26 protein-coding genes are annotated in these 24,290 nt (G+C 58.8%); 3 read left to right on the top strand and 23 right to left on the bottom strand.

Going from position 1 to position 24,290, the window contains the following annotated elements; genetic code table 11:
- Positions 1–5 precede the first annotated feature (5 nt).
- The gene (gene hemN / locus DW49_RS0126700) at positions 6–1,388 is read left to right on the top strand and encodes an oxygen-independent coproporphyrinogen III oxidase (protein WP_005616886.1); all 1,383 of its coding nucleotides are present in this window, start codon (positions 6–8) and stop codon (positions 1,386–1,388) included.
- A gap of 19 nt (positions 1,389–1,407) precedes the next feature.
- Here the strand turns inward: hemN and DW49_RS0126695 are convergent, their stop codons facing one another.
- Positions 1,408–1,875 (bottom strand): hypothetical protein, encoded by a 468-nt coding sequence (locus DW49_RS0126695; RefSeq protein ID WP_005616884.1) that lies wholly within the window; start codon positions 1,873–1,875, stop codon positions 1,408–1,410.
- A 153-nt stretch (positions 1,876–2,028) separates the two neighbouring features.
- On the opposite strand from DW49_RS0126695, the gene fnr reads away from it, so the two are divergent.
- Positions 2,029–2,763, top strand: a complete 735-nt coding sequence (gene fnr, locus DW49_RS0126690; protein WP_003378714.1) for a fumarate/nitrate reduction transcriptional regulator Fnr — start codon at positions 2,029–2,031, stop codon at positions 2,761–2,763.
- A gap of 61 nt (positions 2,764–2,824) precedes the next feature.
- Positions 2,825–3,373, top strand: a complete 549-nt coding sequence (locus DW49_RS0126685; RefSeq protein ID WP_005616882.1) for an adenine phosphoribosyltransferase — start codon at positions 2,825–2,827, stop codon at positions 3,371–3,373.
- A gap of 405 nt (positions 3,374–3,778) precedes the next feature.
- On the opposite strand, the gene DW49_RS0126680 is transcribed toward DW49_RS0126685, so the two are convergent.
- The 22 genes from DW49_RS0126680 to fliL all read right to left on the bottom strand — a co-directional run bounded on the left by DW49_RS0126680 (position 3,779) and on the right by fliL (position 24,077).
- Positions 3,779–4,180 (bottom strand): DUF2802 domain-containing protein, encoded by a 402-nt coding sequence (locus tag DW49_RS0126680; protein ID WP_005616880.1) that lies wholly within the window; start codon positions 4,178–4,180, stop codon positions 3,779–3,781.
- Complete coding sequence (locus DW49_RS0126675) at positions 4,181–4,660, bottom strand: chemotaxis protein CheW (protein ID WP_002554262.1); 480 nt, start codon at positions 4,658–4,660, stop codon at positions 4,181–4,183.
- Positions 4,661–4,717: 57 nt separating this feature from the next.
- A complete protein-coding gene (locus DW49_RS0126670) occupies positions 4,718–5,605 on the bottom strand; it encodes a CheW domain-containing protein (protein ID WP_024419704.1) in 888 nt (295 codons plus the stop codon).
- A gap of 75 nt (positions 5,606–5,680) precedes the next feature.
- Positions 5,681–6,469 (bottom strand): ParA family protein, encoded by a 789-nt coding sequence (locus DW49_RS0126665; RefSeq protein ID WP_003378723.1) that lies wholly within the window; start codon positions 6,467–6,469, stop codon positions 5,681–5,683.
- Between the two features lie 45 nt (positions 6,470–6,514).
- Positions 6,515–7,402: a flagellar motor protein MotD gene (motD, locus tag DW49_RS0126660; RefSeq protein WP_005616870.1), complete on the bottom strand. Its 888-nt coding sequence runs from the start codon at positions 7,400–7,402 to the stop codon at positions 6,515–6,517.
- Between the two features lie 6 nt (positions 7,403–7,408).
- Complete coding sequence (locus DW49_RS0126655) at positions 7,409–8,149, bottom strand: flagellar motor protein (protein ID WP_005616869.1); 741 nt, start codon at positions 8,147–8,149, stop codon at positions 7,409–7,411.
- On the bottom strand, positions 8,149–9,327 hold the full coding sequence (locus DW49_RS0126650) for a protein-glutamate methylesterase/protein-glutamine glutaminase (protein ID WP_005616867.1): 1,179 nt from the start codon (positions 9,325–9,327) through the stop codon (positions 8,149–8,151). The genes DW49_RS0126655 and DW49_RS0126650 overlap by 1 nt, the downstream gene beginning before the upstream one ends.
- Before the next feature lie 50 nt (positions 9,328–9,377).
- Positions 9,378–11,651 carry a chemotaxis protein CheA gene (locus tag DW49_RS0126645; RefSeq protein WP_005616865.1) on the bottom strand — a complete coding sequence of 758 codons (2,274 nt, stop codon included), beginning with the start codon at positions 11,649–11,651 and terminating at the stop codon, positions 9,378–9,380.
- A 33-nt stretch (positions 11,652–11,684) separates the two neighbouring features.
- Positions 11,685–12,470, bottom strand: a complete 786-nt coding sequence (locus tag DW49_RS0126640; protein WP_005616863.1) for a protein phosphatase CheZ — start codon at positions 12,468–12,470, stop codon at positions 11,685–11,687.
- Between the two features lie 19 nt (positions 12,471–12,489).
- A complete protein-coding gene (locus tag DW49_RS0126635) occupies positions 12,490–12,864 on the bottom strand; it encodes a chemotaxis response regulator CheY (protein WP_007244361.1) in 375 nt (124 codons plus the stop codon).
- A gap of 252 nt (positions 12,865–13,116) precedes the next feature.
- Positions 13,117–13,857 (bottom strand): RNA polymerase sigma factor FliA, encoded by a 741-nt coding sequence (fliA, locus tag DW49_RS0126630; protein WP_005738303.1) that lies wholly within the window; start codon positions 13,855–13,857, stop codon positions 13,117–13,119.
- Complete coding sequence (gene fleN / locus DW49_RS0126625; RefSeq protein ID WP_003412391.1) at positions 13,854–14,687, bottom strand: flagellar synthesis regulator FleN; 834 nt, start codon at positions 14,685–14,687, stop codon at positions 13,854–13,856. The genes fliA and fleN overlap by 4 nt, the downstream gene beginning before the upstream one ends.
- A gap of 115 nt (positions 14,688–14,802) precedes the next feature.
- Positions 14,803–16,131 carry a flagellar biosynthesis GTPase FlhF gene (gene flhF / locus DW49_RS0126620; protein ID WP_005616860.1) on the bottom strand — a complete coding sequence of 443 codons (1,329 nt, stop codon included), beginning with the start codon at positions 16,129–16,131 and terminating at the stop codon, positions 14,803–14,805.
- An 11-nt stretch (positions 16,132–16,142) separates the two neighbouring features.
- Complete coding sequence (gene flhA / locus DW49_RS0126615) at positions 16,143–18,272, bottom strand: flagellar biosynthesis protein FlhA (RefSeq protein WP_005616857.1); 2,130 nt, start codon at positions 18,270–18,272, stop codon at positions 16,143–16,145.
- A 385-nt stretch (positions 18,273–18,657) separates the two neighbouring features.
- Entirely contained in the window at positions 18,658–19,794 is a 1,137-nt protein-coding gene (gene flhB / locus DW49_RS0126610) for a flagellar biosynthesis protein FlhB (RefSeq protein WP_005616855.1), read from the bottom strand.
- A 1-nt stretch (position 19,795) separates the two neighbouring features.
- Positions 19,796–20,572, bottom strand: a complete 777-nt coding sequence (gene fliR, locus DW49_RS0126605) for a flagellar biosynthetic protein FliR (protein WP_003378745.1) — start codon at positions 20,570–20,572, stop codon at positions 19,796–19,798.
- A 15-nt stretch (positions 20,573–20,587) separates the two neighbouring features.
- Entirely contained in the window at positions 20,588–20,857 is a 270-nt protein-coding gene (locus DW49_RS0126600; RefSeq protein WP_002554277.1) for a flagellar biosynthetic protein FliQ, read from the bottom strand.
- A gap of 25 nt (positions 20,858–20,882) precedes the next feature.
- A complete protein-coding gene (gene fliP / locus DW49_RS0126595) occupies positions 20,883–21,635 on the bottom strand; it encodes a flagellar type III secretion system pore protein FliP (protein WP_005616850.1) in 753 nt (250 codons plus the stop codon).
- Positions 21,635–22,075: a flagellar biosynthetic protein FliO gene (gene fliO / locus DW49_RS0126590; protein WP_003378747.1), complete on the bottom strand. Its 441-nt coding sequence runs from the start codon at positions 22,073–22,075 to the stop codon at positions 21,635–21,637. The genes fliP and fliO overlap by 1 nt, the downstream gene beginning before the upstream one ends.
- On the bottom strand, positions 22,076–22,534 hold the full coding sequence (gene fliN / locus DW49_RS0126585; RefSeq protein ID WP_003378749.1) for a flagellar motor switch protein FliN: 459 nt from the start codon (positions 22,532–22,534) through the stop codon (positions 22,076–22,078).
- Between the two features lie 61 nt (positions 22,535–22,595).
- Positions 22,596–23,564 (bottom strand): flagellar motor switch protein FliM, encoded by a 969-nt coding sequence (gene fliM, locus DW49_RS0126580; protein WP_003378750.1) that lies wholly within the window; start codon positions 23,562–23,564, stop codon positions 22,596–22,598.
- 9 nt (positions 23,565–23,573) lie between these two features.
- A complete protein-coding gene (fliL, locus tag DW49_RS0126575) occupies positions 23,574–24,077 on the bottom strand; it encodes a flagellar basal body-associated protein FliL (protein ID WP_005738296.1) in 504 nt (167 codons plus the stop codon).
- Positions 24,078–24,290: the final 213 nt, after the last annotated feature.

The following is a 24,290-nucleotide window of genomic DNA, read 5'->3' as shown; positions in this document are numbered from 1 at the left end:
CGCGCATGCTTGACGCCATTCGTTGGGATTCAGACCTGATCCATCGCTACGATGTGGCAGGACCGCGCTACACGTCTTATCCGACCGCCGTGCAATTTGACACGCGAGCAGGCGCATTCGAGCTGCTGCACGCCCTGCGCGAAAGTCGCAAGGCGCTACGCCCATTGTCGCTTTACGTGCACATCCCCTTCTGCGCAAATATTTGCTACTACTGTGCCTGCAACAAAGTGATCACCAAGGATCGCGGACGGGCACAGGCTTACCTGCAGCGGCTTGAACACGAAATCCGGATGCTTGCCTGCCATCTGGCGCCCGGTCAGGTGGTCGAGCAACTGCACCTGGGCGGCGGCACACCGACCTTCCTCAGCCATGATGAACTGCGTCGCCTGATGGCCCGGTTGCGCACGCATTTCACGCTGCTGGAGGATGATTCCGGCGACTACGGCATCGAGATCGACCCGCGCGAAGCGGACTGGGCAACCATGGGCTTGCTGCGCGAACTGGGTTTCAACCGGGTCAGCCTTGGCGTGCAGGACCTGGACCCGACAGTGCAACGGGCAATCAACCGCATGCAGAGCCTGGAAGACACCCGCGCCATCGTCGAGGCCGCACGCACGCTGCAATTTCGCTCGGTGAACATCGACCTGATCTACGGCCTGCCCAGGCAAACCCCGCAAGGGTTCAGCCGCACGGTGGACGAAATCATCGAATTGCAGCCTGATCGGCTGTCAGTGTTCAACTACGCCCATCTGCCGGAACGCTTCATGCCGCAACGGCGCATCGACGTGGCTGAACTGCCGGATGCGCACACCAGGCTGCTTATGCTGGAACGCACCGTCGAGCAACTGACCAACGCAGGTTACCGGTACATCGGTATGGACCACTTCGCCCTGCCCGATGACGAGTTGGCCATCGCTCAGGAAGAACTGACCCTGCAACGCAACTTTCAGGGATATACCACGCATGGCCACTGTGACCTGATCGGGCTGGGGGTTTCAGCCATCAGCCAGGTCGGAAACCTGTACAGCCAGAACAGCAGCGACCTGAACGACTATCAGCGGCTGCTGGACAGTGATCAACCCGCAACCCGGCGCGGGCTGATCTGCAGCGAGGACGACCGGATCAGACGCGCCGTCATCCAGCAGTTGATCTGCCACTTCACCCTGAATTTCAGCGAACTGGAAAAAGCGTTCACCATAAGTTTCAGGGACTACTTCGCCGATGCATGGCCGCACTTGCTGTGCATGGCAAACGACGGGCTGATTGCGCTGAGCGATAGCGCAATTGAAGTCAGGCCAGCGGGCCGGTTGCTGGTGCGCTCGGTGTGTATGGTGTTTGACGCCTACCTGACCCGGCAGAACAGGCAGCAGTTTTCCAGGGTGATATAAACGAACAGGCGGTAACGCCTTACATTTTCGCCAGAACCAGCATGCCGGCTTTGGTCTTGTCGGAGTCGCTGGATTTCAGGCTGTTCATGAGCGACGAGAGATCCGCTGTAGAGTTGCTCACCTGCGCCTGCAACGTGCTGAGCACGGTCTGCAGTGCAGCCGCCTTGGTGCGGCGCTCTTCAGGGTCCAGACTCTGGTCATTGAGAACCTTCTGCAACTGATCCATGGTTTCCTCGATCTTGCGTTGCAGCTCGCGAATCCCCTTGAGAATCTTCTGCACAGAGGAAGGCAGGCCACTCTGCTCGATATCCGCATCTCTTGAAGATGACGACGCGGCCGCCTTGCCTTCCGAAGACAGATTGACCTCCACGCCTTTTGCGCTGCTGGCAGACGCCTCGACGTTGCTGTATGCTGTCTGGCTGTAGGTGACTTGCGATGTCGCCGTACGGATCGTGATGCTGTTGATCAGCGGGAGCGTCATGGACATGAAAAAATGCGTCCTGAGTCAGTGAGAGATACCGGCCTATCGGCCGACCGTCTGGAAACTTGATCGGGCAGCGAGCCTTCCAAGGCTGGCCCCGACAAGCGATGGTGAGTTACCCTTACAGCTCATGTGTGTTTTCCCACAAGGAATTTAGTGATGTCCGAGCCAGTCAAGTTGCGTGCTCACACTCAGGCTCATTGCAAGGATTGCAGTCTCGCCCCGCTCTGCCTGCCCCTCTCGTTGAACACGGAAGACATGGACTCCCTCGACCAGATCGTCAAACGTGGCCGTCCGCTGAAGAAAGGCGAGTTTCTGTTTCGTCAGGGGGACACCTTCGAGTCGGTCTATGCGGTGCGTTCCGGGGCCTTGAAAACCTTCAATATCAGTGACAGCGGTGAAGAACAGCTCACCGGTTTTCACCTGCCCAGCGAACTGGTGGGTTTGTCAGGTATGGACACCGAGGCTTACCCGGTTTCGGCGCAGGCGTTGGAAACCACCTCGGTGTGCGAAATTCCGTTTGAGCGCCTGGACGAGCTTTCGGTGCAACTGCCACAACTGCGTCGGCAGTTGATGCGCGTGATGAGCCGCGAGATTCGCGACGATCAGCAAATGATGCTGCTGCTCTCGAAAAAGACCGCAGACGAGCGCATTGCCACGTTTCTGATCAATCTGTCGGCGCGCTTTCGGGCTCGGGGTTTCTCGGCCAATCAGTTCCGCCTGAGCATGTCGCGTAACGAAATCGGTAATCATCTGGGTCTGGCGGTCGAAACCGTGTCGCGGGTATTTACCCGGTTTCAGCAAAATCAGCTGATTTCTGCAGAAGGCAAAGAGATTCATATCCTCGCCCCTATCGAACTGTGCGCGCTGGCGGGCGGTGCGATGCAAAGCTGAAACGTGCGATCTGTGGCAGGTCAGCTTAAACTGTCGGCCAAACCTGCTATGGATCCTCACGATGACCTCCGATCAATCGAACTTCAAATCCCTGATACGCCCGGTCGTAGACTTCCCCAAGCCGGGTGTGGTTTTTCGCGACATCACGCCCCTGTTCCAGTCGCCCAAAGCCACCCGTCAGGTGATCGACAGCTTCGTGCAGCGCTATATCGACGCCGATTTCAGCCATATCGGCGTCATGGACGCGCGGGTTTTTTTGATTGGTTCAGTGGTCGCGTATCAGTTGAACAAGCCGCTGGTGCTGTTTCGCAAGCAGGGCAAACTGCCTGCTGATGTGCTGTCCGAGGCCTATCAGACCGAATACGGCGAAGCGTATCTGGAAGTTCATGCAGACAGTCTGTGCGAGGGTGATTCAGTCATCATGTTCGATGACCTGATCGCTACCGGCGGCACGCTGATCGCCGCGGCCAACCTGATCCGCCGTATGGGCGCCCAGGTGCACGAAGCCGCTGCAATCATCGACCTGCCGGAACTGGGTGGCTCGAAGCGCTTGCACGACTTGAAGATCCCGACGTTTTGCCTGACCGAGTTTGCGCTGGACGAGCAGTAAGACGGGGCGTCTGACTTTGCACAGCGGTTCTGCGATGTCAGTGATGTTTGTTTACGGCTCGAGACACCTTTTCGCCCCTCGGCGAGTTGCTTTGATGGGGCCAAAGTAACCAAACCCCCAAGCTCCGTTTCCGGCCCGACTTCGTCGGGTTCCTTCGCCCTGTCACTTGCGTCGCACTTTGCGTCGTCAGTGCCATCGCGATGAAAAAGCGCTTTTATTTATGCGCAGCGATTACGAGCAAGGCATGCCGTTGTGCTGCAGCACAGATGTGACGCGGAGCGTCATGAGACTGCATGACGACGCAGAGCGTCGCACGATAGTTGAGATTCTCGTTCCTCACGCTCCAGCGTGGGAATGCAGTTCTGGACGCTCTGCGTCCGATTTTGACTGTATAGCGAAGAAAACCTAGCCCGCTGTATTGCCGTGCAGTTTGGTCATCAACTGCGCTTCGGCCTGGGTCAGGCCGCAGGACTGGGTCAGTTCGTCGATGCTGGCGCCCATACCGACCAAGCGTGCGGCCTGGGCGAAGGACAGCGTCGAGGGATCGCGCTGCTCCAGTGCCGTGAGCTTGTCCGGCAACGGCGCAACAGTGGCGCGCAGCTCGTGCAACGCTTCGCCCATGCGCACCGTGCCGTTCTGGTAGTTGTCCAGACGCCTGGCCAACTCCTTGATCCGCTGATCACGCAAGGCAGCCGCATCATCACGCTCGGTGTCGAGCTTGCGCTGACGCCTGGTATGGGCCAGGAACATAAACAGGGTGACCACCCAGAGAATGCCCAGGAAGACGACAGCTGCCTCAACGATCAATCAGATGCTCTCCAGTTCGGACCACTCTTCTTCGGACATCATTTTGTCCAGTTCGACCAGGATCAACAGTTCGCCGTTCTTGTTGCAGACGCCCTGAATGAACTTGGCCGATTCGTCGTTACCCACGTTCGGCGCGGTTTCGACTTCGGACTGACGCAAGTAAACCACTTCCGCTACGCTGTCGACCAGAATACCGACTACCTGCTTGTCAGCTTCGATGATCACAATACGCGTGTTGTCGCTGACTTCAACAGGTGCCAGGCCAAAACGCTGACGGGTGTCGATCACGGTCACAACATTACCGCGCAGGTTGATGATGCCCAGCACGTAGCTTGGCGCACCCGGCACCGGAGCGATCTCGGTGTAGCGCAGCACTTCCTGCACCTGCATCACGTTGATGCCATAGGACTCGTTGTCCAGGCGGAACGTAACCCATTGCAGGATAGGATCTTCGGAACCTTGTGCAGACGACTTATTCATAACCCCAACCCCTCACGTGTGTTCTTTGCAGGTGATGCCTGTGGCATCGACCCATGATTATTTCGATCTGTTCAACTGCTTGACCGCGCCACTGGCTATCAACTCGGCCAACTCTGCAACATCCAGCAACGCGCACATGTGTTCAATCACCGTGCCCGCCAACCAGGGACGCTGACCTCGCTGCGAGCGCCATTTGATCTCGTTCGGATCAAGACGCAACGAACGGCTGACCTGATGCACCGCCAGCCCCCATTCGTATCCCTGCACCGAGATCACATACTGCAATCCCTGGCGAAAATCGTCGCGGTAGCGATCCGGCATGATCCAGCGCGCGGTATCCAGCACTTTCAGGTTGCCGGCCTGACTCGGCAGGATCCCGAGAAACCAGTCCGGCTGACCGAACAGTGGCGTCAGCTCCTGCCCCGCCAGCGGATAAATCGACCCCAGACACACCAGCGGCACCGCCAGCGTCAAACCGGCCACATCGAACAACAGGCACTCAAACGGTTCGGCGGCCCAGGCCGGACGTCCATCGCTGGTCGGCGGCGGGGTCGGCGTGCGCTGTGTGACCAGCGTACTCAACTCGGCAACCGGCTCGACCCGTTCAACGGTCGGTGTAGCGGCTACAACCTGCACCGCCTCGGCAACAATCACCGGGGCGACTTCAACAACTGCAACCGGCGCTGCGACCTTTACCGCAACAGCCACCGGAGCCGGTGCAGCCACTGCGAGCGCCAACGGCTTTATCTGCGCCTGCATGCGCGCATCAAAGGCCTGCTCTTCGAGCACCGCAGCCTGAAAATCATCAAGACTGCTGGAGGGCTCTTCGAGCACTTCAGTGGCGTCATACAGCAATGCATCCAGATAAGACTGCAAAGCCAGCTTGGGTCGTGTTGCAACTTCTAACGGGCGGTTCATACCAGGGCCCAACCAAAAATGGAGCATGTGCAGCCTGATAGAGTTATCGGCCGCATTGAGGCATCACTTGAGCAAACTGTAGAGAAAGAATAGACGTTCACGTCAGGCCACCTGAGCATTGAGCTGCTCGGCGAGCATGTGCTTGAGCAGTGCCCGATACGCGATCACGCCACGGCTCTTGCTGTCATTCTGCGACGGCGTCAGGCCCAGGCGGCTCGCATCACGCAAGCGCGTGTCGACCGGCACGTAAGCTTGCCAGACGTGCTCGGGAAAACTGTCACGCAACAGCTTCAAGGTACCCATCGACGCCTGAGTACGACGATCAAACAGGGTCGGCACGATGGTGTAAGGCAACGGCACCTTGCGTGAACGGTTGATCATGGTCAGGGTATTGACCATGCGCTCCAGGCCCTTGACCGCGAGAAACTCGGTCTGCACCGGAATGGCCAACTGCTGACTGGCGGCCAGCGCATTGACCATGAGCACGCCCAGCAGCGGCGGGCTGTCGATCAGCGCATAGTCAAAATCCTGCCACAACTGAGCAAGGCTTTTCGCGATCACCAGACCAAGGCCGCTCTGGCCAGGCGATTGACGCTCGAGGGTGGCCAGCGCAGTGCTCGACGGGATCAGCGAAATACGTTTGTCGCTGGTGGGCAACAGCAACTGGCCGGGCAGCCCCTCCGGCACCGCACCCTTGTGCAGGAAAAGATCGAAGGCGCTGTGTTCCAGCTCGTCCGGGTTATGCCCGAAATAACTGGTCATGGAGCCGTGGGGGTCCAGATCGACAACGACCACGCGCTTGCCCGCATCGGCCAGCAAACCGGCTAGGGCAATGGTCGTGGTGGTCTTTCCGACTCCACCTTTCTGGTTGGCTACTGCCCAGACTCTCATTGATGTTTTTCCTTCCGTACAGCGACGACCATACCGATACGATGACTAGAGGGCGGGTGACGGAGAATTGACGGCGTTCGCGCGTACCGGCGGCTTTGCTGGCACCGGTGCAGTTTGTGTGCCAGCACGGCGTAATGCAGCGTCGGGCTGCGCATTGGCCGTGCCGGAACCGGTCAGGCTGCGGCGAACCTCCAGATTTCGTGAAATCACCAGCACCACACGGCGGTTCTTGGCGCGTCCGGCTGCCGTGGTGTTGGGGGCGATGGGCTGAAACTCGCCGTAGCCTACCGACGCAAGCCGCGCCGGATTGATCCCGTCCATGGCCAACATGCGCACAATGCTGGCAGAGCGCGCCGACGACAGCTCCCAGTTGGTCGGAAACTGTGCTGTGCTGATCGGCTGGTCATCGGTAAAGCCTTCGACATGAATCGGGTTATCGAAGCGTTTGACGATGCCCGAGACCTTTTCGATGATGGTGAAGGCCTTGTCGCTGGGCATGGCATCGCCGCTGACGAACAACAGGCTGGAATTGAGCTCGATCTCGATCCACAACTCGTTGCCACGCACGGTCATCTGGTCGGACTTGATCAGATCACCAAACGCATCGCGCACATCCTGAGCAATGGTCTGCAACGGGTCATCGGAGGCCTGACCGATACCGGCATCGGTCTGCTCGCTGTCTTTGACCAAGGGCTCGGCGGGTTTGACCGACACCGGGCGCTGTTCGCCGATGGGGATCGGCTTCATGGTCCGTTCGGTGTCGTTGAACACGCCGACCAACGCCTGTGACAGGATCTTGTACTTGCCTTCGTTGACCGAGGAGATCGAGTACATCACCACGAAAAATGCGAACAGCAAGGTGATGAAGTCAGCGTAAGACACCAGCCAGCGTTCATGATTTTCGTGTTCTTCGGGCTGACGTCGGCGAGCCATGCGCTGTTACTCCATGAAGCCTTGCAGCTTGAGTTCGATGGAGCGCGGGTTTTCGCCCTCGGCGATGGACAGCAGGCCTTCAAGCAACATTTCGCGGTAACGCGACTGGCGATGGGCGATGCCTTTGAGCTTGTTGGCCACCGGCAGCAGAATCAGGTTGGCCATAGCGACGCCATAGATGGTGGCGACGAAAGCCACCGCAATGCCGCTGCCCAGTTGGCTGGAGTCAGCCAGATTGCCCATTACGTGAATCAGGCCCATCACAGCACCGATGATGCCCACGGTCGGCGCATAACCGCCCATGCTTTCAAAGACTTTGGCGGCCTGGATATCGCGGGTTTCCTGAGTGATGAAATCCACTTCCAGAATGCTGCGAATCGCTGCCGGCTCGGCGCCGTCGACCAACAACTGCAGGCCTTTGCGGGCGTAATTGTCGGGCTCGGAGTCTGCGACAGTTTCCAGACCGAGCAGGCCTTCCTTGCGGGCGGTCATGCTCCAGCCGATGACCCGGTCCACACCACCGGGCAAATCGATGCGTGGCGGGAAGATGATCCAGCGGATGATTTTCATGGCGCGCATGAACGCGCTCATCGGTGACTGCAACAGCGATGCGCCAAGCGTACCGCCCAGCACGATCAGGGCTGCCGGGCCATTGAGCAGCGCGCCGAGGTGCCCGCCTTCGAGAAAGTTACCGCCAATGATCGCGACAAACGCCAGGATCAGACCGATAAGACTCAGGACATCCATCAGAGACAGGCCTCGACCAGGTGCCGACCGATGTCATCCAGACTGTAGATCGCGTCCGCGAGCTCAGCCTTGACGATCGCCATCGGCATGCCATAGATCACGCAGCTCGCTTCATCCTGCGCCCACACGGTACTGCCGACCTGCTTGAGCAGGCGCGCTCCTTCACGGCCATCGGCACCCATGCCGGTCAACACAACCGAGAGCACCTTGTCGCCATACGACTTGGCGGCAGAACCAAAGGTGATGTCCACACAAGGCTTGTAATTCAGGCGCTCGTCACCCGGCAGGATTTTCACCGTGCCACGGCTGTCGACCATCATCTGCTTGCCACCTGGCGCCAGCAGCGCCAGACCCGGACGCAGCACGTCACCGTCCTCAGCTTCCTTGACGCTGATCTTGCACAGCTTGTCGAGGCGCTCGGCAAAGGCCTTGGTGAACGCTGCAGGCATGTGCTGAATCAGCACCAGCGGTGCCGGAAAATTGGCTGGCAACTGGGTCAATACCCGCTGCAATGCAACCGGGCCGCCCGTCGAGGTGCCAATGGCCACCAGCTTGTAAGCCTTGCGCTTGGCAGTGCCGGTAGTGGTCGGGTGCGCAGGCGCATGATGAGCATGACCATGAGCGGCCGGTGCAGCAGCGGGCGCAGCAGTGCGTGAAGGCACAGCTCGGGCTGGCGCTGCTGCCGAGGGCGCAGGCGCACGACTGGACAGGGTCGATGGCGCGGGAGCAGCCGGTGCTGGCGATGCAGCGCTGGCCGAACCCATACCGCTCGAACGGCGGTTACTGCGCGAAATGCTGTTGATTTTCTCGCACAGCAGTTGCTTGACCTTCTGCGGGTTGCGCGAGATATCTTCGAAATTCTTGGGCAGAAAATCCACTGCACCGGCGTCCAGAGCATCCAGCGTCACGCGCGCACCCTCATGCGTCAGCGACGAGAACATCAATACCGGCGTGGGAATACGCTGCATGATGTGACGAACTGCGGTAATGCCATCCATCATCGGCATTTCGTAGTCCATGGTGATGACGTCAGGCTTGAGGGCCAGCGCCTGCTCGATCGCTTCCTTGCCGTTGGTGGCGGTGCCGACAACTACAATGTTGGGGTCCGAAGAAAGAATTTCCGTGACACGGCGGCGGAAAAAACCGGAATCATCCACCACCAGGACCTTGACTGCCATAAACACTCCAATAGGTGTTGAAGGCAGCCAGGCTGCCCGCAACCCCGGATTCAAATACGCCGAGCGGCGTAACGCTTGAGCATGCTGGGTACATCGAGAATCAAGGCGATGCGACCGTCACCGGTGATGGTGGCGCCCGACATGCCCGGCGTACCTTGCAGCATCTTGCCCAGCGGTTTGATGACCACTTCTTCCTGACCGACCAGTTGATCGACGACAAAGCCGATGCGCTGGGTGCCTACCGTAAGAATCACGACGTGCCCTTCTCGCTGCTCTTCATGAGCCGCCGAACTGACCAGCCAGCGCTTGAGGTAGAACAGCGGCAAGGCTTTATCACGCACGATCACCACTTCCTGGCCGTCAACGACGTTGGTAGTCGACAGGTTCAGGTGGAAGATTTCGTTGACATTGACCAGCGGGAAGGCGAATGCCTGGTTACCCAGCATCACCATCAGAGTCGGCATGATCGCCAGGGTCAAAGGCACCTTGATGACGATCTTCGAGCCCTGGCCCTTGGTCGAATAGATGTTGATCGAACCGTTGAGCTGGGAAATCTTGGTTTTCACCACGTCCATGCCCACACCACGGCCCGAGACATCGGAAATCTCGGTCTTGGTCGAGAAGCCCGGTGCAAAGATCAGGTTGTAGCAATCGGTGTCGCTCAACCGATCGGCTGCATCCTTGTCCATGACGCCACGTTTGACCGCAATCGAGCGCAGCACGTTGGGGTCCATGCCCTTGCCGTCATCGGAAATCGACAGCAGGATATGGTCGCCTTCCTGCTCTGCCGAAAGAATCACCTTGCCGCCGCGGGACTTGCCCGAGGCTTCGCGTTCTTCCGGCGTTTCGATACCGTGGTCGACCGCGTTGCGCACCAAGTGGACCAGCGGGTCGGCAAGCGCCTCTACGAGGTTCTTGTCGAGGTCGGTTTCTTCACCGACCAGTTCCAGGTTGATCTCTTTCTTGAGCTGGCGAGCCAGGTCACGTACCAGACGCGGGAAGCGACCAAAGACTTTCTTGATCGGCTGCATGCGGGTCTTCATGACCGCGGTCTGCAGGTCCGCAGTGACCACATCCAGGTTGGAAACCGCCTTGGACATGGCTTCATCGCCACTGTTCAGACCCAGACGCACCAGACGGTTACGCACCAGTACCAGCTCGCCGACCATGTTCATGATCTCGTCCAGTCGAGCGGTATCGACACGAACCGTGGTTTCAGCTTCCGTGGCCACCGGTTTTTCACCGGAAGGCGCAGGCGCCCGGGCAGGTGCAGGTGCAGCCGCTTTGGCAGCTTCGGCCTTGGCAACAGGTGCCGGGGCAGGCTTGGCAACCGCAGCTGGCGCAGTTGGCGCAGTTGGCGCAGTTGGCGCAGCAGCCGGGGCCGGTGCAGGCGCCTTGGCAGCGATGGCCTGAGGCTCGAACTTGCCCTTGCCGTGCAATTCGTCCAGCAGGTTTTCGAATTCGTGATCGGTGATCTCGTCCGATGCCTTCGCAGCACTCGGTGCCTTGGCGGCAACAGCGGCGGCAACCGGCGCGGCCACAGCACTGTCAAACGAGCCCTTGCCGTGCAGCTGATCGAGCAACGCTTCGAACTCGTCGTCGGTTATTTCGTCGCCGGGCGCAGCCTTGCTGCTCTGGGCAGCAGGTGCAGGCACGGGAGCTGCAGCAACATCCGCCGCAAACTTGCCTTTGCCGTGCAGATGGTCGAGCAGGGATTCGAACTCCTGATCGGTAATCTCGTCGCTGGCAGACGCTGCAACGGCTGCTGCAACCGGAGCTGCAGGTACAGACACCGGGTTTGAGCCATGCAACGAGTCGAGCAGTTGCTCGAACTCATCGTCGGTGATGTCATCGCCAGCGGCGGCTGGTGCAGCTACCGGCGCGACAGCTTCGACCACCGGTTCAGGCTCGGGAGCGGCAACCTCATCGGCAGATTGAGGCTCGGCCAGACGCGCCAGCGCCGCCAGCAGTTCCGGCGTCGCCGCAGTCACGTCAGTCCGTTCACGTACCTGACCGAACATGCTGTTGACCGTGTCCAGAGCTTCCAGGACCACATCCATCAGTTCGGAATCAACGCGCCGCTCACCCTTGCGAAGGATGTCGAACACGTTCTCGGCGATGTGGCAGCACTCCACCAGCTCATGGAGCTGGAGGAAGCCGGCGCCGCCTTTTACAGTGTGAAAACCGCGAAAAATTGCATTGAGCAGATCAGCATCATCCGGTCGGCTTTCCAGCTCGACCAATTGTTCTGACAACTGCTCCAGAATTTCGCCGGCCTCTACCAGAAAATCCTGAAGGATCTCTTCATCGGCGCCGAAGCTCATGGGGTGCTCCCTAAAATTAACCGTCAACAGACCTTAGAAGCCGAGGCTCGATAGCAGATCGTCTACATCATCCTGTCCGGATACGACGTCTTCACGTTTATCGGCATGAATCTGCGGACCTTCACCCTTGGCGAGATGTTTTTTAGGATCTTTTTCAGCAAGGATGGATTCTTCGTCATGTTCGATGCCAGCGAAGCGATCGACATGGCTGGCCATGAGCACCAGCTTGAGCAAATTACCCTCTACTTCGGTCACCAGTTGCGTGACGCGCTTGATCACCTGACCGGTGAGGTCCTGGTAATCCTGAGCAAGCAGAATATCGTTGAGGTGCGCGGAAACCGTATGGCTTTCCTTCTCGGTACGCGTCAGAAAACCATCGACGCGCTTGGCCAGTTCGCGAAACTCTTCGGCACCGATTTCGCGACGCATGAAGCGTCCCCAGTCTTCGCTCAACGCCTTGGCGTCGGTACTCAGACCATTCATGAGCGGCGTGCTTTCCTCGACCAGATCCATCGTGCGGTTGGCCGCGTTCTCGGTCAGCCTGACGACGTAGGACAGACGCTCGGTCGCGTCCGTGATCTGCGACACCTCTTCGGCCTGAGGCATATGCGGATCAATGTGGAAATTGACGATTGCACTGTGCAACTCACGCGTCAGCTTACCCACTTCCTGATAAAGGCCGCGGTCACGGGTCTGATTGAGCTCATGGATCAGCTGTACAGCTTCGCCGAAACGGCCTTTTTCAAGGCTGGTGACGAGTTCCTGTGCGTGTCTTTTTAAGGTCGACTCAAAGTCGGCCATCGAATCATTGTTATCCATAGCGCCCTCACGGCATGCATCAGCTATTGACGCGTTCAAAGATCTTTTCGATCTTCTCTTTCAGCGCTTGAGCCGTGAATGGCTTGACTACATAACCGTTCACCCCGGCCTGGGCAGCTTCAATGATCTGCTCACGCTTGGCTTCGGCAGTAACCATCAGTACAGGAAGGCTCTTGAGACGATCGTCCGCACGGACCTGACGCAACAAGTCGATACCGGTCATGCCAGGCATGTTCCAGTCCGTCACCAGAAAGTCAAAGGCACCGCTCTGCAGCATCGGTAATGCGGTCAGACCGTCATCCGCTTCAGATGTGTTGGTAAACCCCAGATCACGCAACAGATTCTTGATGATCCGCCGCATCGTTGAGAAGTCATCAACGATGAGGATTTTCATGTTCTTGTCCAATTCGACCTCCAAGCAGTCTTTAACGCGTTCAGCACCTGAACACGCTGTTCACTCAATACTGGCACAGCACACCCCCAGCTATACGAAACGACGACGGGCTTGGCACAACGACAGTCAAGACTGCGACTAAAGCCCATCGAGACATTGCCCGACAGGCCCTTGCCTCGTCTATCCTGCTACCACGTAACGCTTTGCACAGCCGGCATGCAGACAACGCACGACAAACGTCGCGCACTGCCGTCAACGCGCTCGCCACTCCCCCAAACGCCCTCGCAAACGAGCTGCGCACTGGCTGTGTAACTGACTGACTCGAGATTCGCTGACACCAAGAACCTCTCCGATTTCCTTGAGGTTCAGCTCTTCGTCGTAGTACAGCGCCAACACCAGACGCTCGCGCTCTGGCAAATTGGCAATTGCATCGGCCAACGCTGCCTGGAAGCGCTCGTCTTCCAGGTCGCGTGACGGCTCAAGCGAACCGCTTGCGCCGTCCTCGTGCAGCCCTTCATGATCGCCGTCCTGCAGCAGGTCGTCGAAACTGAAGAGGCGGCTGCCCAAGGTGTCATTCAAAATCCCGTAATAATCATCAAGACTCAACTGGAGTTCGGCCGCAACCTCGTGATCTTTAGCGTCACGACCGGTTTTAGCTTCAATTGCGCGAATTGCGTCACTGACCATACGGGTATTGCGGTGAACCGAGCGAGGCGCCCAGTCCCCCTTGCGAACCTCATCAAGCATTGCACCACGAATGCGAATACCGGCATAGGTCTCGAAACTCGCACCCTTGGTGGAATCATACTTGGTGGAGACTTCGAGCAGGCCGATCATGCCGGCCTGGATCAGATCCTCGACCTGCACACTGGCCGGCAAGCGCGCCAGCAGATGATAAGCGATACGCTTGACCAGCGGCGCATAACGCTCGATCAACTCGTACTGCGAATTACGGGAGGTCTTACTGTACATCTGGTAGCCGCTCGCATTCATTGCACAGGCCCCGCACTGGTCTGGTGAACGAGTCGCTCAACGAAGAACTCGAGATGACCCCGCGGGTTGGCTGGCAACGGCCAGGTATCAACCTTCTGGGCGATGGCCTTGAAAGCCAGCGCACATTTGGAACGCGGGAATGCTTCGTAGACGGCACGCTGCTTTTGTACCGCCTTGCGCACGCACTCGTCGTACGGCACGGCACCTACATACTGCAGGGCAACATCAAGAAAACGATCAGTCACTTTGGTGAGTTTGGCGAACAGGTTGCGTCCTTCCTGCGGGCTCTGGGCCATGTTGGCCAGCACCCGGAAGCGGTTCATGCCGTAGTCGCGATTGAGCAGTTTGATCAGGGCGTACGCATCGGTGATCGACGTGGGCTCGTCGCACACCACCAGCAGCACTTCCTGAGCGGCGCGCACGAAGCTGACCACCGATTCGCCGATACCGGCAGCGGTATCGATCACCAGCACATCGAGGTTGTCGCCAATCTCGCTGAACGCCTGAATAAGGCCGGCATGCTGGGCCGGCGACAGGTGCACCATGCTCTGGGTGCCAGAGGCCGCAGGCACGATACGAACCCCGCCCGGCCCCTGCAACAGAACGTCGCGCAATTCACAGCGACCCTCTATCACGTCGGCAAGCGTGCGTTTAGGCGTCAGCCCAAGCAAAACGTCGACATTGGCCAGGCCAAGATCGGCATCCAGCAGCATGACGCGCCTGCCAAGCTCGGCGAGGGCCAGTGATAGGTTCACTGACACGTTAGTCTTACCGACGCCACCTTTGCCACCGGTCACCGCGATAACCTGTACGGGATGCATGCTGCCCATGTTATTTCTTTACCTTGTCTTGCGTAGACCGAAACCACATCGAGGGCTGCACGTTCGCAAATGAACACCGCATGGCAGACCGTTGACGCAGGGACATTCCAAAAATATCCATCACTTAACCCACTCTCTTGCCAGGGGTGTGATAGAGGTCAGCAAACATATCCGCCATAGCTTCCTCGCTAGGCTCATCCTGCATCTGCACACTCACCGCACGGCTCACCAATTGATGACGTCGTGGAGTATGCAGGTCATCAGGAATACGTGGACCGTCCGTGAGGTAGGCCACCGGTAATTCGTGACTGATCGCCAGGCTCAGGACTTCGCCCAGGCTGGCTGTTTCATCAAGCTTGGTCAGAATGCATCCGGCCAGGCCACACCGTTTGTAACTGTGATAAGCAGCGGTCAGCACCTGCTTCTGGCTGGTCGTCGCCAGCACCAGGTAGTTACGTGATTTGATGCCGCGCCCTGCCAGGCTTTCCAGCTGCATGCGCAGCGCAGGATCACTGGCCTGCAGCCCGGCGGTATCGATCAGCACCACGCGCTTGCGCAGCAAAGGCTCCAGCGCCTGAACCAGCGACTGGCCCGGATCGACATGGGTGACCGGTACGTTGAGGATGCGCCCAAGAGTCTTGAGCTGCTCCTGCGCGCCGATGCGGAAACTGTCCATACTGACCAGGGCGATATTCTGCGGGCCGTATTTCAACACATAACGTGCCGCCAGTTTGGCCAGTGTGGTGGTCTTGCCCATACCGGCAGGACCGACCATGGCAATCACTCCGCCCTCTTCCAGCGGCTCGATGTCCGGCACGGCAATCATGCGGGCCAGATGGGCCAGCAACATGCGCCAGGCCTGACGAGGCTCGTCGATGTCCGGGATCATCGACAGCAGGTCGCGCGACAGCGGGCCGGACAGGCCGACGCGTTGCAGACGGCGCCACAGGTTGGCCTGCTGCGGACGGCTGCCTTGCAGTTGGTTCCAGGCCAGGGAGCCAAGCTGGACTTCCAGCAGCTCGCGCAGGCCGTTCAATTCAGAGCGCATCGAGTCAAAGGCACGCTGACCGCCGGCAGGCTCTGCAGCCGCTGCGGGAGCGTAAGCAAACGGGCGTGGCGGCTCTTCGAGCGTTGGTTCGATGTGCGTGTTGACAGCACTCACCGGTTTGCCGGAAAACAGCTGAAGGTTGATCGACGCATCGCTGTCGCTGCGGCTGTTCAGTTCGGCCTGAGCGGAGACGATGCGCGACTGGGTCTTGCGCAGCTCGTCTTCGAGTTCCATGTTAGGCACACGCGGCGCCAGGGCAGACAGCTTGTAATCCAGAGCGGCAGTCAGCTCTACGCCACCGGCAATGCGCCGGTTACCGATGATGGCCGCCTCGGCGCCCAGCTCATCGCGAACCAGTTTCATGGCTTGACGCATATCGGCGGCGAAAAATCGCTTAACTTGCATGACTCACTACCTCAGCCGTTCGGCCCGACAGTCGCTACGATGGTTACTTGCTTGTTGTCCGGTATTTCCTGGTACGCCAGAACATGCATGTTCGGTACAGCCAATCGTCCAAATCGTGACAGCATCGCCCGGACAGGACCTGCTACCAGAAGAATGACCGGCAACCCTTGCATCTCCTGACGCTGGGCCGCTTCAATCAACGAACGCTGGAGCTTTTCAGCCATGCTCGGCTCAAGCAGGACGCCTTCTTCCTGACCCTGACCAGCCTTCTGCAAACTATTGAGCAATATCTGTTCCAACCTTGGTTCCAGAGTGATAACAGGCAGCTCCGGCTCAACGCCTACAATGCTTTGGACGATTGCGCGACTCAGACCGACGCGCACGGCGGCCACCAGAGCGGCGGTATCTTGACTCTTCCCGGCGTTGTTGGCGATAGCCTCTGCAATGCTGCGAATATCCCGCACAGGGACGTGCTCGGCCAGCAGCGCCTGCAGCACGTTGAGCAGCGACGACAGGGACAGCACGCCGGGCACCAGCTCTTCAGCCAGCTTGGGCGAGCTTTTGGACAGCAATTGCATCAATTGCTGGACTTCTTCGTGGCCGATCAGCTCATGAGAGTGCTTGTAGAGAATCTGGTTCAAGTGGGTTGCCACTACCGTACTGGCGTCTACCACGGTGTAACCGAGTGACTGCGCCTGACTGCGCTGGCTGATTTCGATCCAGACGGCTTCCAGGCCGAACGCCGGGTCTCTGGCGGTGATGCCATTCAACGTGCCGAACACCTGGCCGGGGTTGATCGCCAGTTCGCGGTCCGGGTAGATCTCGGCTTCGGCGAGGATCACACCCATCAGCGTCAGACGGTAAGCGCTGGGCGCCAGATCGAGGTTGTCGCGGATGTGTACGGTGGGCATCAGAAAGCCAAGTTCCTGTGACAGTTTCTTGCGCACACCCTTGATCCGCGCCAGCAGTTGACCACCCTGATTGCGGTCCACCAGCGGAATCAGGCGGTAACCCACTTCCAGGCCGATGATATCGATCGGGGTTACGTCATCCCAGCCCAGCTCCTTGGAGTCCTGAACGCGAGTCGGCGACGGCAGCAGGTCCTGCTGACGCTGCACTTCGGCCAGCGCCTCGACCTTCACTTGGTTGTCTTTCTTCCACAGCAGGTACGCGCCACCTGCGGCCACCAGACCCAGGCTGATGAAGGAGAAGTGCGGCATGCCTGGCACCAGCCCCATCACGATCATGATCGCGGCGGATACAGCCAGCGCCTTGGGCGAGGCAAACATCTGGCGATTGATCAGCTTGCCCATTTCTTCCGAACCGGAAGCACGGGTCACCATGATCGCGGCAGCGGTGGACAACAGCAGTGATGGCAATTGCGCCACCAAACCGTCACCGATGGTCAACAGGGTGTAAACGCGACCCGCATCGGCGAAGGTCATGTTGTGCTGAAAGATACCGACCAGCATGCCGCCGATGAGGTTGATGAACAGAATCAGCAGGCCAGCAATTGCGTCACCGCGTACAAACTTGCTGGCACCGTCCATGGAACCGTAGAACTCGGCCTCCTGGGCCACTTCGGCACGACGGCGCTTAGCTTCCGGCTGGTCGATGAGGCCGGCGTTGAGGTCGGCGTCGATGGCCATCTGCTTGCCGGGCATCGCGTCGAGGGTGAAGCGCGCGCTCACCTCGGAAATACGCCCGGCACCCTTGGTGATGACCACAAAGTTGATGATCATCAGGATTGCGAACACCACGATACCGACGACGTAGTTACCGCCGATCACTACTTCACCGAAGGCCTGAATCACCTTGCCCGCAGCGGCATGACCGTCCTGGCCGTGAAGCATGACCACCCGCGTCGACGCGACGTTCAGCGCCAGACGCAGCAACGTGGCGACCAGCAGGATGGTTGGGAACACAGAGAAATCCAGCGGCCGCAGGGCGTAGACGCACACCAGCAGCACGACGATGGACAGCGCAATGTTGAACGTGAAAAGTACGTCCAGCAGGAACGGCGGCATGGGCAACATCATCATTGCCAGCATGATCAGCAACAACAACGGAACGCCCAACTGACCACGGCCCAGGCCTGTGATGTTGCTGCGTGCGCTACTGAGTAATTGAGAGCGATCCACTGATTCGTTACCTGCGCACTAGATCAAAACATTGACGCCGATGGCGACCTGTATCGACCCTGTTGCAAAAAGCTGTCCAACTTTTGCAAAGCCAGTGGCGGCAAGGCTTTAGGGGTAGAAATTGCGCAGGACGAGGGTGATCAGTGAAGCCAGAGAACCTCGCGCTGCGCACACTAAAGAGCGGACGCAGAGCGTCCAGAACGGCATGCCCACGCGGAGCATGGGCACGATAGTGTTCTTCCGGACACCTATCGTTCCTACCACTCCAGCATGGGAATGCCTGTAGTGACGCTCTGCGTCACAGATCTGCGCCGCGCCTTACATTTAAAGGCGGACGCAGAGCGTTGGAACAGAAGCAAGGCAACTTTATGGCGGCCGCTGACGGCTAAGCATCGCGCTGCAAATCCGGAGGGATTTTGACGTCGCCGAGGGGGTCGGGGCGTTTGCCTTGGCCTGAGTGGAATTGGCGGATCTGATAGACGTAAGCCAGTACCTGGGCAACGGCCAGGTACAAGCCTGCGGGGATTTCCTGATCCAGCTCGGTGCTGTAATAGATGGAGCGTGCCAGCGCGGCCGATTCAAGGATCAGAATCTGGTTGTGCGCGCCGATTTCACGAATCTTCAGGGCAACAAGGTCCGTACCTTTGGCCAACAGCATTGGCGCCCCGCCCTGCTCGGGATCGTATTTCAAAGCAACGGCGAAGTGTGTCGGGTTGGTGATGATGACATCCGCTTCGGGAATCGACGCCATCATGCGGCGCTGGGACATTTCGCGTTGCAACTGGCGAATACGCTGTTTGATCTCGGGGCTGCCCTCGCTGTTCTTGTGCTCGTCGCGCACTTCCTGCTTGGTCATCAGCAGTTTCTTGTGCGCTTCATACAGCACAAAGGGCACATCGGCAGCAGCAATGAACATCAGGCCGCAGGCCATCCAGAAGCTGCTCCAGCCCACCACCAGCAGGCTGTGGATCATCGCCTGCTCCAGCGGTTCGTGGGCGATGGCCACCAGGTCGTTGCGTTCCTTGCTCAAGACCACCAGTGCAACGGCCAGGATGATCAGGAACTTGCCAAAAGACTTTAGTAGTTCGACCAGCGCGTGTGGCGAAAACATACGCTTGAGGCCCGCTGCCGGGTTCATTCGGCTGAACTTGGGCATCAGCGACTTGGTCGAGAACAGCCAGCCACCGAGCAGGATCGGACCGACCAGCGCCGCCGCCAGCATGGCAATCAGAAACGGCAGCATCACTACCAGCGCGTGCAGGCCGGAGCTGAGCAAGGCCTTGCCCATGTACGACTGATCCATGATCGTTTCACGGCTGATTGTGAAGTTGTCGCGCATCAGCTCGGACATCATCTGCGCGATGCCCGCGCCGAACATCAGTAACCCGCCCGCCCCCATCAGCATGACCACCAGCGTGGTCAGCTCCTTGGAGCGTGCAATCTGGCCCTCGGCTCTGGAGTCCTTGACCTTTTTTTCCGTGGGGTCTTCTGTCTTGTCCTGGCCATTCTCGTTTTCTGCCATCTCAACGAGCCCTCACCATGTCGCGCAGCATCTGCAATGCCTGAGTGGCAATCGGTTGATACTGATTGAGAATGTCACCCATGGTCATCCACAGAATGACCATGCCCAGCACCAGGGTCAGCGGGAAGCCGATCGAGAAGATGTTGAGCTGCGGGGCGGCGCGAGTCATGACGCCAAAGGCGATGTTGATGATCAGCAACGCCGTGACAGCTGGCAGCACCAGCCTGAGCCCGGAGCTCAGCGCCCAGCCCAGCCCGTTCGCCAGCTCCCAGAAATTATTGACCAGCAGACCACCCCCCACCGGCATCGTGGTGAAGCTTTCGACAAGGATTTCCAGCACCACCAGATGGCCGTTCATGGACAGAAACAGCAGGGTCACCAGCATGGTGAAGAACTGCCCGATCACTGCCGAAGATACCCCGTTGGTAGGGTCGACCATCGAAGCGAAGCCCATGCCCATCTGCGTCGAGATGATCTGCCCGGCAATCACAAAGATATGGAAGAACATCTGCAGGGACAGCCCCATGCCGGCACCGATGATGATCTGCTCGCCGATCAGCAACAGTCCACTGAGGTCAAGCGCCTGAACCGGCGGCATGGCCGGCAGCGCTGGCGCGACCACTACCGTGATGGCAAAGGCGAGGTAAAGACGTACGCGCCGGGGAACCAGCGTGGTACCGATCACCGGCATGGTCATCAACAGCGCGACGATACGAAACATCGGCAGCATGAAGCTGGCTACCCAGGTACTGATCTGGATATCGGTCAGCGCAAGCATCGGCTGCACGAGGCGCTAGCCGATCAGCGTCGGAATACTGGTGTACAGCGACAGCATGTATTCCATGAATATTTTCAGCAGCCAAGGCCCGATGACGATGAGCGTCACCAGCATCACCAGCAGGCGCGGCAGGAAGCTCAGGGTCTGTTCGTTGATCTGCGTGGCCGCCTGAAACATCGCCACCAACAGGCCGCACAACAGGCTAGGAACTACGAGGATCGCCACCAGCACCGTGGTCAGCCACAGTGCTTCGCGAAACAGATCGACGGCAACTTCCGGCGTCATTGGGCAGACTCCTCAGTAAAACGGCTCATACGCCACCAAAACTGCCAGCCAGGGTGCCGACAATCAGCGCCCAGCCATCCACCAGCACAAACAGCATGATCTTGAACGGCAAGGAAATGATCAGCGGCGAGAGCATCATCATACCCATCGCCATCAGCACACTGGCCACCACCAGGTCGATGATCAGAAACGGAATAAAGATCATGAAGCCGATCTGAAACGCCGTCTTGAGCTCCGAAATCACGAACGCCGGGACCAGAATGGTCAGCGGCGCAGCGTCAGGTGTCGGGATATCGGTACGTTTGGACAGGCGCATGAACAGTTCAAGGTCGCTGGTGCGGGTCTGCGCCAGCATAAAATCCTTGATCGGCACCTGCGCCTTGGCAACGGCGTCCTGCGCCGTCAGCTTTTCAGCCAGGTAAGGCTGTAATGCGTCCTGATTCACCCGGTCGAAAACCGGCGCCATGATGAACATGGTCAAAAACAGCGCCATGCCGGTCAGGATCTGGTTCGACGGTGTCTGCTGCAAGCCCAGCGCCTGACGCAGAATCGAAAAGACGATGATGATCCGGGTGAAACTGGTCATCAGCATGACAAACGCCGGAATAAAGCTCAGCGCAGTCATGATCAGCAGGATCTGCAGACTGACCGAATATTCCTGCTGCCCGTCGGCACCGTTGGACAGCGTGATCGCCGGTATCGACAGCGGATCGGCAGCCAGCGCAGCAGGTGCCACCACGACCAGCATCAGCAGTATCAGGAAACGCAAGGCGCCCATTACTTCTTGTCCTTATCCTTGCCCATCAGCTCCATCAGGCGCTGAGCGAATTCAGGTGTCGTGTGCTCACGAACCGGCACGTGCACCGGTTCCTTGAGTACGTGCAGGGGCGTGATGCGCCCCGGCGTGATACCCAGCAGTACCTGCTCGTTACCAATCTGCACCAGCACCAGACGATCACGCGGGCCTAACGCTCGCGTGCTCACCAGCTCGATGACCTGCCCGTTGTTCGGCCCCACGCGCTGCACCCGGCGCATGACCCACGCCAGCACGAAAATCAGCCCGACCACCACGATCAAGCCGAACAGCAGTTGCATCACCTGCCCGCCCATACCACCGGAAACCGTGTTGGCCACCTGCGCCGGTGCTGCCTGCGCAACAGGCTCGACAGCCCAGGCCAGCGACGGCAGGGTCAGCAGAACACTCAGCCAGCGCCTCATTCAGCGCAGCTTCTTGATGCGTTCGCTCGGGCTGATCACGTCAGTCAGACGGATGCCGAACTTTTCGTTGACCACCACCACCTCGCCATGGGCGATGAGCGTGCCGTTGACCAGCACATCCAGCGGCTCGCCTGCCAGACGGTCCAACTCGATCACCGAGCCCTGGTTAAGCTGCAACAGGTTGCGAATATTGATGTCGGTGCTACCCACTTCCATGGAGATCGACACCGGAATGTCGAGGATCACGTCCAGGTTCGGACCATCCAGAGTCACCGGGCCAGCGCTTTTCGGCACACTGCCGAACTCTTCCATGGTCATCCGGCTGCCCGAATTCCCGGCGTCCGCCGCCAGCAACGCATCAATGTCAGCCTGGCTGTCGCCCGCTTCGCCCAACGCAGCAGCCCACTCATCGGCCAACGCCTGATCTTCAGCAGACGTCATATCATTTTCATCAGCCATCGGTAGTCCTCTGCACGCAGTATTTCAGTTACGCAACAATTTCCGACGTTAACCAGACAGGTCAACGTCGCGCTATGGGTTCGATTACTTGCAGGGCCATCTTGCCCTTGTGCGAGCCTAGCTTGACCTTGAATGAAGGTACGCCATTGGCACGCAGCACCAGCGTATCGCTCAGTTCCACCGGGATCACATCGCCAGGGCGCATGTGCAGGATGTCCCGCAACGGCAGTTGGCGCTGGGCAATGGTGGTGGTGAGCGGCACGTTGACGTCCAGAACATCTTCTTTGAGCGCGTTGACCCAGCGCTCGTCCTGATCGTCCAGGTCCGACTGGAAACCGGCGTCGAGCATTTCACGGATCGGCTCGATCATCGAGTACGGCATGGTCACGTGCAGGTCGCCGCCACCGCCATCGAGCTCGATGTGGAAAGTGGAAATCACCACGGCCTCACTCGGCCCGACGATGTTGGCCATGGCCGGGTTCACTTCCGAGTTGATGTACTCGAAGTTGACTTCCATAATCGCCTGCCAGGCTTCCTTGAGATCGATGAACGCCTGATCCAGCACCATGCGCACGACACGCAGTTCGGTCGGCGTGAATTCCCGGCCTTCGATTTTGGCGTGACGACCGTCGCCACCAAAGAAGTTGTCCACCAGCTTGAACACCAGCTTGGCGTCCAGAATGAACAGCGCCGTGCCGCGCAACGGTTTGATCTTGGCCAGGTTGAGGCTGGTCGGCACGTACAGCGAATGCACGTATTCGCCGAACTTCATGACCTGAACCCCGCCCACTGCCACGTCCGCTGAGCGGCGCAGCAGGTTGAACATGCTGATGCGGGTATAGCGGGCGAATCGCTCGTTGATCATTTCCAGCGTAGGCATACGCCCACGGACGATACGGTCCTGACTGGTCAGGTCGTAACTTTTGACGCTGCCAGGTTCACTGGCGATGTCAGTCTGGACCATCCCGTCGTCAACGCCATGCAGCAGCGCGTCGATCTCATCCTGGGAGAGCAGGTCTTGCACGGCCATGTGAGGATCCTACTGCAATACGAAGTTAGTGAAGAGCAGCTGTTCGATCACAGTCTTGCCGAGTTCTTTCTGTGCCACTTCCTGAATGCTCGCCGTCGCTTTCTGACGCAGCATTTCCTGGCCGATCGGCGAGGCCAGCGACTCGAAGGGAATGGCCGCGAATAGCATGACCAGGTTATTGCGGATCAGGGGCATGTGCACTTTCAGCGCTTCCATGTCAGCTGCATTGCGGCCCAGCATGGTGATGCTGACCTGCATGTAGCGCTGGCGACCGTTGGCGTTGAAGTTGACCACGAAGGCTGGCGTCATGGGTTCGAACACCGCCACTGGCTTGACGTTCGCTGCCGCTGCGGCGGCTGCCGGGTCTGGCGCGCTTTCGCTCTTGTGCATCAGGAACCACGTTGCCCCGACCGACAGGCCTACCGCAAGCAGCAACGCTAAAACCGCGATGATGATGAGCTTTAGCTTGCCTTTGGCTGCCGGGTCTTTAACAACTTCTTCGCTCTTCGCCATGCCAATAATCCGTCACTATTCAAGAGGTTCTTCAATACGTGACAGAGGAAGAGCAAGTGTTATGCCAGAGTTGTACGGGAGGGGCATGTATCGGACACAAACGGTTACGCGCGGAGACAGGCGCTGGACATGACATAAGTCCTGATGAACCCTGAAACCGGGCTTGGACCATGATGATTATCGCTCCCACTCTCCGCGCTCAGCGTCATACAC

Source organism: Pseudomonas avellanae BPIC 631, assembly GCF_000444135.1.
Lineage (GTDB): Bacteria > Pseudomonadota > Gammaproteobacteria > Pseudomonadales > Pseudomonadaceae > Aquipseudomonas > Aquipseudomonas avellanae.
The sequence above is the reverse complement of the archived record's forward strand: the minus strand, read 5'-3'. Positions and strand labels throughout refer to the sequence as shown.